Here is a 15,954-nt window from a genome sequence, read left to right as displayed (position 1 = left end):
GTGGAACCTACCATACAGCTCCATCGCTGACCTGGGCCACGCTCCCCCTCCCTAGCCCTCCCCCTGAAGGGAGAGGGAACAGTTCGGCGGGATAGCGGATTCACAGGCAGCCGGATATTTCAGAAAGGATCAGATCATCGCCAGCGCCTTCGCCAGATCAGCGCGCAGGTCCTCCACGTCTTCCACACCCACCGACAGGCGTATCAGCGAGTCACCGATGCCCAGCGCCGCGCGGTTCTCCGGCGGGATGCTGGCATGGGTCATGATCGCCGGGTGCTCGATCAGGCTTTCCACGCCGCCCAGGCTCTCCGCCAGGGCGAATAGCTGGACGTTTTCCAGGAAGCGCCGCGAACCGGCGAGGTCGGTGTCCAGGTCCAGCGAGATCATCCCGCCGAAGCCCTTCATCTGCGTGCGTGCCAGCGCATGCTGCGGGTGGGAAGGCAAACCGGGGTAATAGACGCGCTTCACCTGCGGCTGCTGCTCCAGCCACTTCGCCAGTTCCAGCGCATTGGCGCAGTGCCGCTCCATGCGCAGCGCCAGGGTCTTCACCCCACGCAGGGTGAGGAAAGCGTCGAACGGGCCGGCGATGGCGCCCACCGAGTTCTGCAGGAAGCCCAGGCGCTCGGCGAGGTCGGGGTTGTCGCCGACGATGGCGATGCCGCCGATGACGTCGGAGTGGCCATTCAGGTACTTGGTAGTGGAGTGCACGACGATGTCGAAGCCCAGGTCCAGCGGGCGCTGCACATAAGGGCTGGCGAAGGTGTTATCGGCCACGCAGAGGATGCCGCGCGCGCGGCAGGTGCGGGCGATGGCGGCGAGGTCGGTCAGGCGCAGCAGCGGGTTGCTCGGGGTTTCCACCCAGACCATGCGGGTCTTGTCGGTCAGCGCTGCTTCCAGCGCGCCGGGCTGGGCCAGGTCGGCGAAGTGGAAGTCATGGCCGGCGCTGCGCCGACGCACTCGTTCGAACAGGCGGAAGGTGCCGCCGTAGAGGTCGTTGCCGGAAACGATGTGCGAGCCGGCGTCGAGCAGCTCCAGCACCGCCGAAATCGCCGCCAGCCCCGAGGCGAAGGCGAACGCCTTGCTGCCGCCCTCCAGGTCCGCCACGCAGCGCTCCAGCGCCCAGCGCGTGGGGTTGTGCGAGCGGCCGTAGTCCAGGCCCTTGTGCACGCCGGGGCTGTCCTGGCGGTAGGTGGAGTTGGCGTAGATCGGCGGCATGATCGCCCCGGTGGAGGGGTCCGGCGCCTGCCCGGCGTGGATCACGCGGGTGGCGAAACCGAGGCGGTCGTGGTGCTTGCTCATGCGAGGGTCCTCCGTAGATGGTTGAGCAGGTCGAAACGGGTGATCAGGCCGTGGAAGCCCGAGGCGTCGGCGATGATGGCCACCAGTCCGCGCGCCAGCACGGCTTCCAGCTCGCCCAGGCTGGCGCCGGGGGCAAGGGTTTCCGGGGCGTCGCTCATGGCGCTGGCGACATCGCGGCGGTAGTGTGCGGGGTCGTCATGCACGCCCATGAGGATGTCGGATTCGTCGATCACGCCGACCAGCCGCGGGCCATCCAGCACGGGCAGTTGCGAGACATCCGCCAGGCGCATGCGCTGGAAGGCGGTCAGCAGGGTGTCGCCGGGGCCGACGCTGACCACGCGCCCTTCCTCGAAACGCCGCGCGATGATGTCGCGCAGGTCGCCGTAGCGCTTGCGTTGCAGCAGGCCCTGGTCGGTCATCCACTGGTCGTTGTAGATCTTCGACAGGTAGCGCGTGCCGGTGTCGCAGACCAGGCTGACCACGCGCTTGGGTGCTGTCTGCTCGCGGCAGAAGCGCAGCGCGGCGGCCAGCAGCGTGCCGGTGGACGAACCGGCAGCGATGCCTTCGTTGCGCAGCAGTTCGCGGGCCGTGGCGAAGCTCTCCTCGTCACTGATCGAGTAGGCATGGCGCACGCTGGAGAGGTCGGCAATCGACGGCACGAAGTCTTCGCCGATGCCCTCCACCGCCCAGGAACCGGGCGTGCCGATGGCGCCGGAGCGCGAGTATTCGGCCATGATCGAGCCCACCGGGTCGGCCAGGACCATTTCCAGCCTGGGCTGGACCTTCTGGAAGAAGCGCGTGAGGCCGGTGAGCGTGCCGGCGGAACCGACGCCGACCACCACGGCATCGAGGTCATGGCCGGTCTGTGCCCAGATTTCCGGGCCGGTGCCGGTCTCGTGGGCCAGCGGGTTGGCGGGGTTGTTGAACTGGTCGGCGAAGAAGGCGTTCGGCAGGTCTTTCGCCAGCCGCGCGGCGACGTCCTGGTAGTACTCCGGGTGCCCCTTGCCGACATCGGAGCGAGTGATGTGCACCTCGGCGCCCATGGCGCGCAGGTGCAGGACCTTCTCGGTGGACATCTTGTCCGGCACCACCAGCACCACCCGGTAACCCTTGGCGCGCCCCACCAGCGCCAGGCCCAGGCCGGTGTTGCCGGCAGTGGCTTCGACGATGACACCACCGGGCTTGAGTCGGCCGTCCCGCTCGGCCGCCTCGATCATGGCGACGCCGATGCGGTCCTTGATGGAGCCGCCGGGGTTCTGCGATTCGAGCTTGAGGAACAGGGTGCAGGGTCCGGTATAGAAGCGCGTGACGCGGACCATGGGGGTATTGCCGATCAGGTCGAGTACGGCAGGGCGGGATTCGTTGCTCATGGCAGCCACTCCTTCTGGGCGAGCCGGGGATCGCCCGGCGGCGCCTGCTACTGTCCTCCTGACCTTAGGCGCGGGGCACAGCTCGCGCCAGGCGGCGCGACGAAAGACGGCAGAGCAGGAGGTACGTCAGAGCGTGCGGCATCGCCTGCAGGAGCGATCTTGCTCGCGAACCGCATGGCACGGCGCCTGTTCCCGAGCCACAGGGAAGGATCGGCGCGAGAGCCTGCCCTCTCCCCAGCCCTCTCCCTGAAGGGAGAGGGAGCCGTTCGGTGTGCTCGGCCAGTTCCATGCTCGCCGGTATCGCAGAAGGGCACGCCTGGCACGGATATCCCCTCTCCCTTCGGAGCGGGGCGCGCAGCCAGGGTTAGGGAGAGGGAAATCCAAAGCACGGGCCATCAAGGAATGACAACAGCCCGGCAGAGAGTGACATCCCGTCAGATCCGCTGCGGCCCGTTGCGCTCGGATATCTGGCTGTTCAGCGTCCAGAAGTCATAGAGCACGCCGATGAAGAACAGCCCACCGGTGAACAGGTAGAGGATGCCGGTGAGCCACTTGCCCATGTACATGCGGTGTACGCCGAACACGCCCAGGAAGGTCAGCAGGATCCAGGCGACGTTGTAGTCCACGCCGCCGGAGCGGTAACGCTGGTCCGCCGCGTCGTCCATCGAGGGGATGAGGAACAGGTCGATGATCCAGCCGATGAAGAACAGCCCGAGGGTGAAGAACCAGATGGTGCCGGTAATCGGCCGGCCGTAGTAGAAGCGGTGCGAGCCGGTGAAGCCGAAGATCCACAGCAGGTAGCCGATGACCTTGCTGTGGGTATCAGGGTTGGCGGACATGCCTTTCTCCCGTTGCGTGACAAGGCCCTGAGCATAAACGAAAAGCCCGCATGGAGCGGGCTTCTCGAGAGCTGTCCGTTCGCAGGACGGGCTTAGCGGAAACGCCGATTGGGATCGTCGTCGCTCATCTCCAGGGTCAGGCCCTGGGTCATGGTACTCAGGTGATCGGCATCGGTCTCCGAGCCCAGCTTGATCATCAGGCGCAGGTCGTTCGCCGAGTCGGCGTAGGCCAGTGCATCCTCGTAGGTGATTTCGCCCTGGGTGTAGAGCTGGTACAGCGCCTGGTCGAAGGTCTGCATGCCCTGCTCGGTGGAGCGCTTCATCAATGGCTTGAGCTCGTGGACCTCGCCCTTGCGGATCAGGTCGGCGGCCAGCGGGGTGTTCAGCAGCACCTCGATCACCGCGCGGCGGCCCTTGCCGTCCGGGGTCGGCACCAGTTGCTGGGCAACGATGGCCTTGAGGTTCAGCGAAAGGTCCATCCACACCTGCCCATGCCGGTCGGCCGGGAAGAAGTGGATGATCCGCTCCAGCGCCTGGTTGGCGTTGTTGGCGTGCAGGGTCGCCAGGCACAGGTGGCCGGTTTCGGCGAAGGCCACGGCATGGTCCATGGTCTCGCGCGAGCGCACCTCGCCGATCATGATCACGTCCGGCGCCTGGCGCAGGGTGTTCTTCAGGGCCACCTCGAAGGTATCGGTATCCAGGCCCACCTCGCGCTGGGTGACGATGCAGCCCTGGTGCTGGTGGATGTACTCGATGGGGTCTTCGATGGAGATGATGTGGCCGGTGGAGTTCTTGTTGCGGTAGCCGATCATCGCCGCCAGGGAGGTGGACTTACCGGTACCGGTGGCACCGACGAAGATCACCAGGCCGCGCTTGGTCATCGCCAGCTTCTTGAGGATTTCCGGCAGCTTCAGGTCATCGATGGTCGGGATGTTGGTCTCGATGCGGCGCAGCACCATGCCCACCAGGTTGCGCTGGTAGAAGGCGCTGACACGGAAGCGACCGACGCCACGGGCGCTGATGGCGAAGTTGCACTCGTGGTTCTCGGCAAAGTCGCGGCGCTGCTGCTCGTTCATCACCGACAGCACGGTCTCGCGGGTCTGCTCCGGCGACAGCGCGGTCTTGGTCACCGGCAGTACCTTGCCGTTGACCTTCATCGAAGGCGGCACGCCTGCCGTGATGAACAGGTCGGAGGCACCCTTTTCCACCATCAGGCGCAACAGCTTCTCGAATTCCATGATCTTTCTCGCGCAGGTTCACGCTGACTACGACGGGGCTGTCGGATCACGAAGCGAGTGCGTGTGGCGCGCTCCGTGCGCCGGGCCACGAGGGCCCGGTGGGGTTAGAAGTTTTCCGGGATCTTGGCTTTTTCTTTCGCCGCGTCGCGGGTGACCAGTCCCTTGGCGACCAGGCCCTTGAGGCACATGTCGAGGGTCTGCATGCCGATCGCGCCGCCGGTCTGGATGGCGGAGTACATCTGCGCCACCTTGTCCTCGCGGATCAGGTTACGGATTGCCGGGGTGCCGATCATGATCTCGTGGGCCGCGACCCGGCCGCCGCCGATCTTCTTCAGCAGGGTCTGGGATATCACCGCCTGCAGGGATTCGGAGAGCATGGAACGAACCATGGATTTCTCTTCGGCGGGGAACACGTCGACGATACGGTCGATGGTCTTGGCCGCGGAGGTGGTGTGCAGGGTGCCGAAGACCAGGTGGCCGGTTTCCGCGGCGGTCAGCGCCAGGCGGATGGTTTCCAGGTCGCGCATCTCACCCACCAGGATGATGTCCGGGTCTTCACGCAGGGCCGAGCGCAGGGCCTCGTTGAAGCCGAGGGTGTCGCGGTGCACCTCGCGCTGGTTGACCAGGCACTTCTTCGACTCGTGGACGAACTCGATCGGGTCTTCGACGGTGAGGATGTGGCTGTACTTGGTGTTGTTCAGGTAGTCGAGCATCGCCGCCAGCGAGGTGGACTTGCCCGAGCCGGTCGGGCCGGTCACCAGCACCAGGCCGCGCGGCACGTCGGAGACGCGCTTGAACACCTCGCCCATCCCCAGGTCCTCCATGGTCAGGACCTTGGAGGGAATGGTCCGGAATACAGCGCCAGCGCCGCGGTTCTGGTTGAAGGCGTTGACCCGGAAGCGGGCGACGCCCGGCACTTCGAAGGAGAAGTCGGTTTCCAGGAACTCTTCGTAATCCTTGCGCTGCTTGTCGTTCATGATGTCGTAGATCAGCGCGTGAACCTGCTTGTGCTCCAGCGGCGGCAGGTTGATGCGGCGAACGTCGCCGTCAACGCGGATCATAGGCGGCAGGCCAGCCGAGAGGTGCAGGTCCGAAGCGCCCTGCTTGGCGCTGAAGGCGAGCAGCTCGGTAATATCCATGGGACTCCCCAATCAAGAGCAAGCAGGTAGAATGCCGCAGAACACGCAGCAGCCGGGCGGAAAAGCGACGGTAATGTCCACGATAGCAGAGAATATTGCAAAGGTTCGCGTACGAATCCGTGAGGCGGAACAAGCGAAAAATCGCACGCCTGGCTCGGTGCAGTTGCTGGCCGTGAGCAAGACCAAACCCGCCGCCGACATCCGCGAGGCGTTCGCCTGCGGCCTGGCCGATTTCGGTGAGAACTACCTGCAGGAAGCCCTGGCCAAGCAGGCCGAGCTGGCCGACCTGCCGCTGACCTGGCATTTCATCGGCCCCATCCAGTCGAACAAGACCCGGCCCATCGCCGAGCACTTCGACTGGGTGCACTCGGTGGACCGCCTGAAGGTCGCCCAGCGCCTCTGCGAACAGCGCCCGGCGAACCTGCCGCCGCTGAACGTGCTGCTGCAGGTGAACGTCAGCGGCGAGGACAGCAAGTCCGGCTGCTCCCCGGCCGAACTGCCCGCCCTTGCCCAGGCGGTGGCGCAACTGCCACAGCTGAAACTGCGCGGCCTGATGGCCATTCCCGAGCCCACCGAAGACGTTGCGGCGCAGCACGCTGCATTCGCCCGCCTGCGCGAACTGATGCAAGCCCTCAATCTCGGCCTGGACACCCTGTCCATGGGCATGAGCCACGACCTCGAAGCCGCCATCGGCGAAGGCGCCACCTGGGTGCGGATCGGTACCGCCCTGTTCGGCGCCCGCGACTACGGCGCTTCGCATTAATAAAGGAAGAGACTCCATGAGCAGCACCCGCATTGCCTTCATCGGCGCCGGCAATATGGCCGCCAGTCTCATCGGCGGCCTGCGCGCCAAGGGCGTTGCCGCCGGCGACATCCGCGCCAGCGATCCGGGTGCCGAGCAGCGCGCGAAAATCGCCGCCGAGCACGGCATCGAAGTGGTCGGTGACAACGCCAGCGCCGTGGCCAATGCCGACGTGGTGGTGCTGGCCGTCAAGCCGCAGGTCATGAAGGACGTCTGCCTGGCGCTGGCGCCGGCGCTGACCGAGAACGCGCTGATCGTTTCCATCGCCGCCGGCATCCCTTGCGCCAGCCTCGAGCGCTGGCTGGGCAAGGTGAACGGCCAGCCGCGCGCCATCGTCCGCTGCATGCCCAACACCCCGGCGCTGGTCGGCCTGGGCGCCAGCGGCCTGTACCCCAACGCCAGCGTCAGCGCCGCCCAGCGCGGGCAGGCGCAGCAACTGCTGAGCGCCGTGGGCATTGCCCTGTGGCTGGACGACGAGCGCCAGATCGACGCGGTTACCGCCGTCTCCGGCAGCGGCCCGGCCTACTTCTTCCTGCTGATGGAAGCCATGACCGCCGCTGGCGAGAAGCTCGGCCTGTCCCGCGAAGTCGCCGGCCAACTGGCCCGCCAGACCGCCCTGGGCGCCGCGCAGATGGCGACCACCAGCGATGTCGACCCGGCCGAGCTGCGCCGCCGCGTGACCTCGCCCAAGGGCACCACCGAAGCGGCTATCACCACCTTCCAGGCCAACGGCTTCGAGGCGCTGGTGGAGAAGGCGGTCAACGCTGCCGATCATCGTTCCGCCGAACTGGCCGAGCAGCTGGGCCGCTGATTGCGATGACCCACGCCGCCCGGCGACCACGGAAGGTCGCACCGCCCCTCGCCGCCTGCCTCCTGCTGGCCAGCGCCGTCGCCCAGGCGGCGCAATGCCCGGTTGCCCCGCCCATCGACGAGGCGGCGCTGACGGCCTATCAGGTCATGCAGCAGGCGATGGCCAGCGGTTTCAACGACGACGCGGACAACACCGTCACACCCGCGCTCAGCCAAGCCATCGAGCACTATAAGAAGACGCTGGCCGACGCCTTCGACGCCCATCTCGCCTGCGCCCAGGCCAGGCCGGACCTCGATGCCCTGCAGGCCGAGCTGCGCCAGCGCCTGCTGCCCGCACCAAAGCCTGTCAGCGACAGCGAAGTTTCCTTGCCCGACCAGAACGAAATCCTCGTCAGCCTGAGCGACAGCCCCACCGCGCTGCTGCTGGTCAGCGGCGGCTTCGCCATTCCCTGCGGCACCGACAACGTCTTGCGCGGTTACCGCCGCGAAGGCAACGCCTGGGTGCGCGCGCTGGACTGGCAGAGCGGCCCTTACACGGACATCTCCGGCGCCTACGGCGACCTGTTCATGCTCAGCCGCCTCGCCAGCGGTGACGTGGCGCTGATGCACGGCACGCCCTGGTGCACCTCGCGCTGGAGCCACCTGGCACTGGAAGTGGTACGCCCGGCCACGGCGGACCAGGCCCAGCGAACCCTGCTGCATACCGAGCACGATTATGTTCGCGATGAACAGGAGGTCCAGCTCAAGGCCCGCCCCGACGGTTTCGAGTGGCGCGCCGAGGTCGGCAGCCTGGACGGTGACCTGCTGACCCGCCCGGGTATCTTCCGCTACCGCCAGGACGGTGAAGCCTTCCAGCGCATCCAGCCGGCCGCGTCCAATGGCCGCGGCTTCGTCGATGAATGGTTGCGAATAGACGCCGGCCTCGCCCGCGCCTGGGCGGAACCGGCTGGCGCCGACGCTGCTCTGATGGCACGCGATGAACTCATCGGTCTGAACAAGCGCGCCGGCGTCACTTTGACCTACACCGCCGTGCGCGCCTGCAAACAAGACCCCGCGCGCTTCCAGGTGGACATCGAGCTGGACAGCCCGCAGCCCCTGGCCGAGGGCAACCAGCGCTATGTCAGCATCCGCCAGGAATCCAACGGCTTCACCCTGCTGGGCCTGGACCGGAGCGCCGACCCGGCCTGCAACAGCCCGGATCTGATGGCCAAGCGGGGTTGAATTTGCACGTGACGAAACACACTTACACGCGACCGGCGACGATGAATTCCCTACAGTATGGCGTGACAGCGCCGTCGTTGACCGACCGCCCGATTCGCCCGGCCCCCTGCGCCGGCGCCCAACGTTCACCAAGGACCGCCCCATGACCGGACTTTCCACAGCCGCCATCTATGTGATCCAGACACTTGGCAGCCTGTACCTGCTGATCGTGCTGCTGCGCTTCATCCTGCAACTGGTCCGCGCCGACTTCTACAACCCGCTCAGCCAGTTCATCGTGCGCGCCACCAAGCCGCTGCTGAACCCACTGCGCCGCGTCATCCCCGGTTTCGGCGGCATCGACTTCGCCTCGCTGGTGCTGGCCATCCTGATCCAGCTGGTGCTGATGATCATCACCCTGACCCTGATGGGCTACGGCGTCGGCGGCTACATCCTGCAGCTGCTGGTGTGGTCGATCATCGCGGTGACCTCGCTGTTCCTGAAGATCTTCTTCTTCGCCCTGATCATCAGCGTGATCCTCTCCTGGGTGGCTCCGGGCAGCTACAACCCCGGCGCCCAGCTGGTGAACCAGATCTGCGAGCCTTTCCTGGCGCCTTTCCGCAAGCTGCTGCCAAACCTGGGCGGGCTGGACATCTCGCCGATCTTCGCGTTCATCGCGCTGAAGCTGATCGACATGCTGGTGATCGGCAATCTGGCGGCCATGACCGGAATGCCGCAAATCCTCTCGCCCTTCATGTAATCCGGCATGCCGTTCTATCACTGGGACGGCGAGGACCTGATCCTCGACTGCCACCTGCAGCCCAAGGCGAGCCGCGACGAGTTCGCCGGGCTGCACGGTGAGCGCCTGAAGATCCGCCTCACCGCGCCACCGGTGGAAGGCAAGGCCAACGCCCACCTGCTGGCCTTTCTCGGCAAGGCCTTCGGCGTGCCGAAAAGCGCGGTGAAACTGGAAAGCGGCGAGCTCAACCGCCAGAAACGCGTGCGCATTCCCCGGCCGGCGAAACTTCCGGCAGAACTTGGGATAGCCGCTCGGTAGCCTTGGCCGACCTTACGTGTAGGAATGTGCTGTAGGCCAATTGCTATTCCTACACTCGGCCGCATAATCCACGCCATCCATTTCCCGCGCAGGACGCGCCAGCCCAAGGACCGCCCGGATGAGCATGGAACGTCTCAGTCAGCAGATCGATGCCTACGTCACCTGGAAGCGCGAGCTGGTCCGCGAGATCACCCGCTATCGCAGTTGGCTGGTGCGCGCGCGGCTGAATACCCCGGAAATCGAGAGCCGTCTTGAGCGCACCCTGCGCCTGTTGCGCGTCGACCACATCACCCTGGCCTTCGTCGGCGAGTACTCGCGCGGCAAGACCGAGCTGATCAACAGCCTGTTCTTTTCCGGCTACGGCCGGCGCATGCTGCCGTCCCAGGCCGGGCGCACCACCATGTGTCCCACCGAGCTGTTCTTCGACCCGCGCTCCGAGCGCCCCTATATCCGCCTGCTGCCCATCGAGACCCGCGTCGCCGATGCCAGCGTGGCGCAGTTCAAGCGCATCCCGCGGCACTGGGTGAACATCCCGCTGGATACCTCTGATCCGGCGAACATGGCCGAGGCCTTCGCCCAGGTTGCCAAGACCAAGCCGCTGCCGGTGGAACAGGCGATCCAGCTGGGCTTCCACCCGGACATGCTCGAAGCCACCGACAAGCCCGGTCTCGTGCTGGTGCCGGCGTGGCGTCACGCACTGGTCAACTTCGACCATCCGCTGCTGCGCCAGGGCCTGCGCATCCTCGATACTCCCGGCCTGAATGCCCTGGGCAGCGAGCCGGAACTGACCCTGTCGATGCTGCCCAGTGCGCAGTCGATCCTCTTCCTGCTGGCCGCCGACACCGGCGTCACCGCCTCCGACATGGCGATCTGGCAGGACCACGTGCGCCAGCTCGGCGAAGACGGCCACACCACCCTCTACGCGATACTGAACAAGATCGATGTGCTCTGGGACGACCTGGCCGGCGAAGCCTTCGTGCAGAACGCCATCCGCCACATCCAGGACACCACCGCGCGCCATTTGGGCATTGCCCGCGAGGACGTGCTGCCGCTGTCGGCCAAGCAGGCGCTGCTGGCCAAGGTGCGCGGCGATCGCGAACTGCTCGCGCGCAGCCAGATGGAGTCCCTCGAAGAGCTGCTCTGCGAGCGCATCGTCGCGCAGAAGGAACGTCTGCTGGAGACGGCCGTGGTCGGCCAGGTGCTGGCACTGGTCAACAACAGCCAGCACAGTCTGCGCGTACGCCTGGACAAGGTGAAGGAGCAGCAGGCGCTGCTCAACGACCAGCAACAGGACAGCGGCCAGTTGCTGTTCGAGCTGACCGCGCGGACCAAGGATGACCACACCCTGCACCACAAGCGCCTGCTCAGCCTGAAGACCAACCAGCGCCTGCTGCGCCATCAGGGCGAGCAGTTGCGCGAGGCGGTGCGCGCCGAGCGCCTGGAACAGCACCTGAAGAAGGTACACGACAAGCTGCGCGGCAGTTGGACCACCGTTGGCATCAATCAGGCCATCCTGCAGTTCTTCCGCACCGTGGAAGGCGACCTGGTCGCCATGGAACATGAAGCGGAAACCGCCAACCGCATGGTCGCGGCCATCTACCAGCGGCACAACGAAGAGAATCCGCTCAACGCCCTGGATGCTCCGCAGTTCCGCGTGCAGCGCTACCTGCGCGACCTCGCCAAGCTGCAGGAGAAGGCCGATCGCTTTCGCCTGCACCTGAAGACCTTGCTCACCGAGCAACGCCTGCTGACGCGGCGCTTCTTCGCCACCGTCGCCCAGGAAGTCATCGGCCTGCACCAGCGCCTGCGCGAGGAAGCCGAGCAATGGGCCGCCGACGCCCTGATGCCGCTGATGCAGTACAGCCTGGAGCACAAGCAGATGCTGGAAACCCACATGCTGCGCCTCAAGGCCCTGGCCCAGGAAACCCAGCAGGCACGGCAGCGCTCGCTGCTGCTGGGGCGCTATACCGCGGAGCTGGAACAGCAGCTCACCGAGGCCACCGACATCCTCCGCCAGCTACGCCGCCCGGCGCCGCTGCAGCGCCAGGCCAAGGTCGTCACCCTGCCCACCTCCCAGCGCGCCTGAAAGCCGCGCCACGCCCGCCCCGCCGCTTCCAAGTACGCTTGCCGCAGGGGGCGGCGCTCTTTAGACTGGCCGTCCTTTTTTATTCATGAGCTGGGTCGATGCCAACAGTCTTCCCCGAAGATTCCGTCGGTCTGGTCACCCCCCAGACGCTGCAGTTCAACGAACCGCTGCCCCTGGCCTGCGGCAAGACGCTGCCCGAATACCAGCTGGTGATCGAGACCTACGGCGAGCTGAACGCCACGGCGAGCAATGCCGTACTGATCTGCCATGCCCTCTCCGGCCATCACCATGCCGCCGGTTACCACAGCGAAGATGAACGCAAGCCGGGCTGGTGGGACAGCTGCATCGGTCCGGGCAAGCCCATCGACACCCGCAAGTTCTTCGTCGTTGCGCTGAACAACCTGGGCGGCTGCAACGGCTCGACCGGGCCGACCAGCCCCAACCCCGCCACCGGCAAGGCCTACGGGGCGGACTTCCCCGTCGTCACCGTGGAAGACTGGGTGCACAGCCAGGCGCGCCTGGCCGACCGCCTCGGTATCCAGAGCTGGGCCGCCATCGTCGGCGGCAGCCTGGGGGGCATGCAGGCGCTGCAGTGGACGATCAGCTACCCGGAGCGCGTGCGCCACTGCCTGTGCATTGCCAGCGCACCCAAGCTGTCGGCGCAGAACATCGCCTTCAACGAAGTGGCGCGCCAGGCGATCCTTTCGGACCCGGAGTTCTGCGGCGGCCATTTCCAGGAACACGACGTGATCCCTCGACGCGGCCTGCGCCTGGCGCGGATGGTCGGGCACATCACCTACCTCTCCGATGACGCCATGGGCGCCAAGTTCGGCCGCGACATGAAGTCGGAGAAACTCAACTACGACCTGCACAGCGTCGAGTTCCAGGTGGAAAGCTACCTGCGCTACCAGGGCGAAGAGTTCTCAACCCGTTTCGACGCCAACACCTACCTGCTGATGACCAAGGCGCTGGACTACTTCGACCCGGCCGCCGCCCACGGCGACGACCTGGCGCGCACCCTGTCCGGGGTGAAGGCGGACTTCTGCGTGATGTCCTTCACCACCGACTGGCGCTTCTCCCCGGCGCGCTCGCGGGAGATCGTCGACGCGCTGCTGGCGGCGAAGAAGAACGTCAGCTACCTCGAAATCGACGCACCACAGGGCCACGACGCCTTCCTGATGCCGATTCCGCGCTACCTGCAAGCCTTTGGCGGTTACATGAACCGCATCATCGTATAAGGATCACCATGCGCGCCGACCTGGAAATCATCCAAGACTGGATCCCCGCCGGCAGCCGCGTGCTCGACCTGGGCTGCGGCGACGGCGAACTGCTCGCCTGGCTGCGCGACCACAAGCAGGTCGGCGGCTACGGCCTGGAGATCGATGCGGACAAGATCGCCAAATGCATCGAACGTGGCGTCAACGTGATCGAACAGGACCTGGACAAGGGCCTGGGCAACTTCGCCGGCAACAGCTTCGACGTGGTGGTGATGACCCAGTCGCTGCAGGCCCTGCGCTACCCGGACAAGGTGCTGGCGGAGATGCTGCGCGTCGGCAAGACCTGCATCATCACCTTCCCCAACTTCGGCCACTGGCGCTGCCGCTGGTACCTCGCGCGCAATGGCCGCATGCCGGTCTCGGATTTCCTTCCGTACACTTGGTACAACACGCCGAACATTCACTTCTGCACCTTCCGCGACTTCGAGGCGCTCTGCCACGAGCAGCACGCGAAGGTGCTGGACCGCCTGGCGGTAGACCACGAGCACCAGCATGGCTGGGCCTCGCGAATCTGGCCTAATCTGTTGGGTGAGATCGGCATCTACCGGATCAGCGGCGCTGGCGTGCAAGACCACCGCATCGCCGTCTGATCGCGGCTATCTGATAGAGCCCGGGAGAAACATCATGCGCCGCCTGCTTACCTTCTTCGCCTGCCTGGTCCTCGCCCTGCCCGCCTTCGCCGAACAGGTGAAGCGCCTGGGTGACCTGCAGGTTCACTACAGCGTGTTCAACTCCAGCTTCCTCCAGCCCAATGTCGCGCAAGCGGTGGGCGTGGTGCGCAGCAAGGCCCAGGGCGTGGTCAACATCGTGCCGCTGGACGCCAGCGGCAAGCCGGCCAACGCCACCGTCGCCGGCTCCGCCAAGAACCTGATGGGCCAGACCATTCCTTTGACCTTCAAGCGCGTGGTCGAGGAAGGCGCCGTCTACAACCTGGCGCAATTCCCCATCGAAGGCCGCGAAACCCTGACCTTCTCCATCCAGGTCCAGTCCGGAAGCGAAGCCCCGCAAAGCTTCGACTTCATGCAGGAAATCTTCCCAGACGAATGATCAAGCTCGAACAACTGGTGCTGGCCAGTCACAACGCCGGCAAGCTCAAGGAACTCCAGGCCATGCTCGGCGCCCACGTCAAGGTGCGCTCCATCGGCGAGTTCAGCGATGTGGAACCGGAAGAGACCGGCCTGTCCTTCGTCGAGAACGCCATCCTCAAGGCCCGCAACGCCGCGCGCATCTCCGGCCTGCCGGCGCTGGCCGACGACTCCGGCCTGGCAGTGGACTTCCTCGGCGGCGCGCCGGGCATCTATTCCGCGCGCTACGCTGACGGCAAGGGCGACGCGGCAAACAACGCCAAGCTGCTGGACGCCCTCAAGGACGTGCCGGACGAGGCGCGCGGCGCCCAGTTCGTCAGCGTGCTGGCCCTGGTCCGCCACGCCGACGACCCACTGCCGATCCTCTGCGAAGGCCTCTGGCACGGCAGCATCCTGCGCGAAGCCCGCGGCGAACACGGCTTCGGTTACGACCCCCTGTTCTGGGTGCCGGAAGCCGAGTGCTCCAGCGCCGAACTGGCGCCCGAGCGCAAGAACCAGATCAGCCACCGCGCCCGCGCGATGGCCCTGCTGAAGCAGCGGCTGGGTCTATGAGCCAGGCAGGACGCCACGGGCTCGACGCCGGGCCGGTGGTTTCCGGCTTCCGCCTGCCACCGCTGTCGGCGTACGTGCACATCCCCTGGTGCGTACGCAAATGCCCCTATTGCGACTTCAACTCCCACGCGGCCGGCCCGGAGCTGCCCGAGGACGCCTATGTCGAGGCGCTGCTGGCGGACCTGGCGGCAGATCGCGGCTACGTGCACGGCCGCAAGCTGACCTCGATCTTCTTCGGCGGGGGCACGCCCAGTCTGTTCTCGGCCAACGCCCTGGCCCGCATCCTGGATGGCCTGGAGCGGCAAGTCGGGTTCCAGAGCGATATCGAGATCACCCTGGAAGCCAACCCGGGCACCTTCGAGCAGGCCAAGTTCGCCGACTATCGAAAGCTCGGCATCAACCGGCTGTCCATCGGCATCCAGAGCTTCCAGGCCGAGAAGCTCAAGGCGCTGGGTCGCATCCACGATGGCGACGAAGCGGTACGCGCCGCCGAAATGGCCCGCCGCGCCGGCTTCGACAACTTCAACCTGGACCTGATGCACGGCCTGCCGGAGCAGAGCGTCGCCGACGCCCTGGCTGACCTGCGGCAGGCCATCGCCCTGGCGCCGACGCACCTGTCCTGGTACCAACTGACCATGGAGCCGAACACGGTGTTCTGGAGCCAACCGCCGGAGCTGCCCGAGGACGACCAGCTGTGGGAAATCCAGGAAGCCGGCCAGGCGCTGCTCGCCGAGGCGGGCTACGTCCAGTACGAAACCTCCGCCTATGCCCGCGACGGCAAGCGCGCACGGCATAACCTGAACTACTGGACCTTCGGCGACTTCCTCGGCATCGGCGCCGGCGCCCACGCCAAGCTGAGCACGCCGCAAGGCCGCATCCTGCGCACCTGGAAGACCCGCCTGCCGAAGGACTACCTGAACCCGGAGAAGCCCTTCCAGGCCGGTGAGCGTGCCCTTGAGCCGGACGACCTGCCCTTCGAGTTCATGATGAACGCCCTGCGCCTCACGGACGGCGTGCCAGCGGCGACCTTTGCCGAGCGCACCGGCCTGCCGCTGGTCGCCATCGACGAAGCCTTTCGCCTGGCCTGCAAGGACGGCCTGCTGGTCAACGATCCGCAGCGCCTGGCCCCGACCGAGCGCGGCCAGCTGTTCCTCAACGACCTGCTGCAGCGCTTCCTGCCCTGAGAACCGGCGGGCGACTCTG

16 protein-coding genes are annotated in these 15,954 nt (G+C 66.2%); 11 read left to right on the top strand and 5 right to left on the bottom strand.

Features of this window, described 5'->3' with window-relative positions:
- Nucleotides 1-129: 129 nt before the first annotated feature.
- The 5 genes from C167_RS0120230 to pilT all read right to left on the bottom strand — a co-directional run bounded on the left by C167_RS0120230 (nucleotide 130) and on the right by pilT (nucleotide 5,885).
- Nucleotides 130-1,299 (bottom strand): trans-sulfuration enzyme family protein, encoded by a 1,170-nt coding sequence (locus tag C167_RS0120230; protein WP_017520122.1) that lies wholly within the window; start codon nucleotides 1,297-1,299, stop codon nucleotides 130-132.
- Nucleotides 1,296-2,669, bottom strand: coding sequence for a pyridoxal-phosphate dependent enzyme (locus C167_RS0120225; protein ID WP_017520121.1), 1,374 nt, complete (start codon nucleotides 2,667-2,669; stop codon nucleotides 1,296-1,298). Before C167_RS0120225 ends, C167_RS0120230 begins: the two co-directional genes overlap by 4 nt.
- A gap of 434 nt (nucleotides 2,670-3,103) precedes the next feature.
- A complete protein-coding gene (locus C167_RS0120220) occupies nucleotides 3,104-3,508 on the bottom strand; it encodes an NINE protein (protein WP_017520120.1) in 405 nt (134 codons plus the stop codon).
- A gap of 92 nt (nucleotides 3,509-3,600) precedes the next feature.
- Nucleotides 3,601-4,746, bottom strand: a complete 1,146-nt coding sequence (pilU, locus tag C167_RS0120215) for a type IV pilus ATPase PilU (protein ID WP_017520119.1) — start codon at nucleotides 4,744-4,746, stop codon at nucleotides 3,601-3,603.
- Between the two features lie 104 nt (nucleotides 4,747-4,850).
- On the bottom strand, nucleotides 4,851-5,885 hold the full coding sequence (gene pilT / locus C167_RS0120210) for a type IV pilus twitching motility protein PilT (protein ID WP_017520118.1): 1,035 nt from the start codon (nucleotides 5,883-5,885) through the stop codon (nucleotides 4,851-4,853).
- Nucleotides 5,886-5,958: 73 nt separating this feature from the next.
- Here pilT and C167_RS0120205 point away from each other — a divergent pair, with 73 nt between their 5' ends.
- The 11 genes from C167_RS0120205 (at nucleotide 5,959) to hemW (ending at nucleotide 15,935) form a co-directional block, all read left to right on the top strand.
- Nucleotides 5,959-6,648: a YggS family pyridoxal phosphate-dependent enzyme gene (locus C167_RS0120205; protein ID WP_026079162.1), complete on the top strand. Its 690-nt coding sequence runs from the start codon at nucleotides 5,959-5,961 to the stop codon at nucleotides 6,646-6,648.
- A gap of 16 nt (nucleotides 6,649-6,664) precedes the next feature.
- Nucleotides 6,665-7,498, top strand: coding sequence for a pyrroline-5-carboxylate reductase (gene proC, locus C167_RS0120200; RefSeq protein ID WP_017520116.1), 834 nt, complete (start codon nucleotides 6,665-6,667; stop codon nucleotides 7,496-7,498).
- Nucleotides 7,499-7,503: 5 nt separating this feature from the next.
- Nucleotides 7,504-8,718 carry a hypothetical protein gene (locus C167_RS32830; protein ID WP_017520115.1) on the top strand — a complete coding sequence of 405 codons (1,215 nt, stop codon included), beginning with the start codon at nucleotides 7,504-7,506 and terminating at the stop codon, nucleotides 8,716-8,718.
- A gap of 142 nt (nucleotides 8,719-8,860) precedes the next feature.
- Nucleotides 8,861-9,454 (top strand): YggT family protein, encoded by a 594-nt coding sequence (locus C167_RS0120190; RefSeq protein ID WP_017520114.1) that lies wholly within the window; start codon nucleotides 8,861-8,863, stop codon nucleotides 9,452-9,454.
- A gap of 6 nt (nucleotides 9,455-9,460) precedes the next feature.
- Nucleotides 9,461-9,751, top strand: coding sequence for a DUF167 domain-containing protein (locus tag C167_RS0120185; RefSeq protein ID WP_017520113.1), 291 nt, complete (start codon nucleotides 9,461-9,463; stop codon nucleotides 9,749-9,751).
- A 118-nt stretch (nucleotides 9,752-9,869) separates the two neighbouring features.
- Nucleotides 9,870-11,837: a dynamin-like GTPase family protein gene (locus tag C167_RS0120180; protein ID WP_017520112.1), complete on the top strand. Its 1,968-nt coding sequence runs from the start codon at nucleotides 9,870-9,872 to the stop codon at nucleotides 11,835-11,837.
- Nucleotides 11,838-11,935: 98 nt separating this feature from the next.
- Nucleotides 11,936-13,075 carry a homoserine O-succinyltransferase MetX gene (metX, locus tag C167_RS0120175; protein WP_017520111.1) on the top strand — a complete coding sequence of 380 codons (1,140 nt, stop codon included), beginning with the start codon at nucleotides 11,936-11,938 and terminating at the stop codon, nucleotides 13,073-13,075.
- A gap of 8 nt (nucleotides 13,076-13,083) precedes the next feature.
- Complete coding sequence (gene metW, locus C167_RS0120170; RefSeq protein WP_017520110.1) at nucleotides 13,084-13,704, top strand: methionine biosynthesis protein MetW; 621 nt, start codon at nucleotides 13,084-13,086, stop codon at nucleotides 13,702-13,704.
- Nucleotides 13,705-13,738: 34 nt separating this feature from the next.
- On the top strand, nucleotides 13,739-14,161 hold the full coding sequence (locus C167_RS0120165) for a DUF4426 domain-containing protein (RefSeq protein WP_017520109.1): 423 nt from the start codon (nucleotides 13,739-13,741) through the stop codon (nucleotides 14,159-14,161).
- Nucleotides 14,158-14,751, top strand: a complete 594-nt coding sequence (rdgB, locus tag C167_RS0120160; RefSeq protein WP_017520108.1) for an RdgB/HAM1 family non-canonical purine NTP pyrophosphatase — start codon at nucleotides 14,158-14,160, stop codon at nucleotides 14,749-14,751. Before C167_RS0120165 ends, rdgB begins: the two co-directional genes overlap by 4 nt.
- Complete coding sequence (hemW, locus tag C167_RS0120155; protein WP_017520107.1) at nucleotides 14,748-15,935, top strand: radical SAM family heme chaperone HemW; 1,188 nt, start codon at nucleotides 14,748-14,750, stop codon at nucleotides 15,933-15,935. The genes rdgB and hemW overlap by 4 nt, the downstream gene beginning before the upstream one ends.
- The last annotated feature ends 19 nt before the right edge of the window (nucleotides 15,936-15,954 follow it).

Origin of the sequence: Pseudomonas nitroreducens TX1 (genome assembly GCF_000313755.1) — a bacterium.
GTDB classification, from domain to species: Bacteria; Pseudomonadota; Gammaproteobacteria; order Pseudomonadales; family Pseudomonadaceae; genus Pseudomonas; species Pseudomonas nitroreducens_A.
This window is presented reverse-complemented; position numbering and strand designations above follow the sequence as displayed.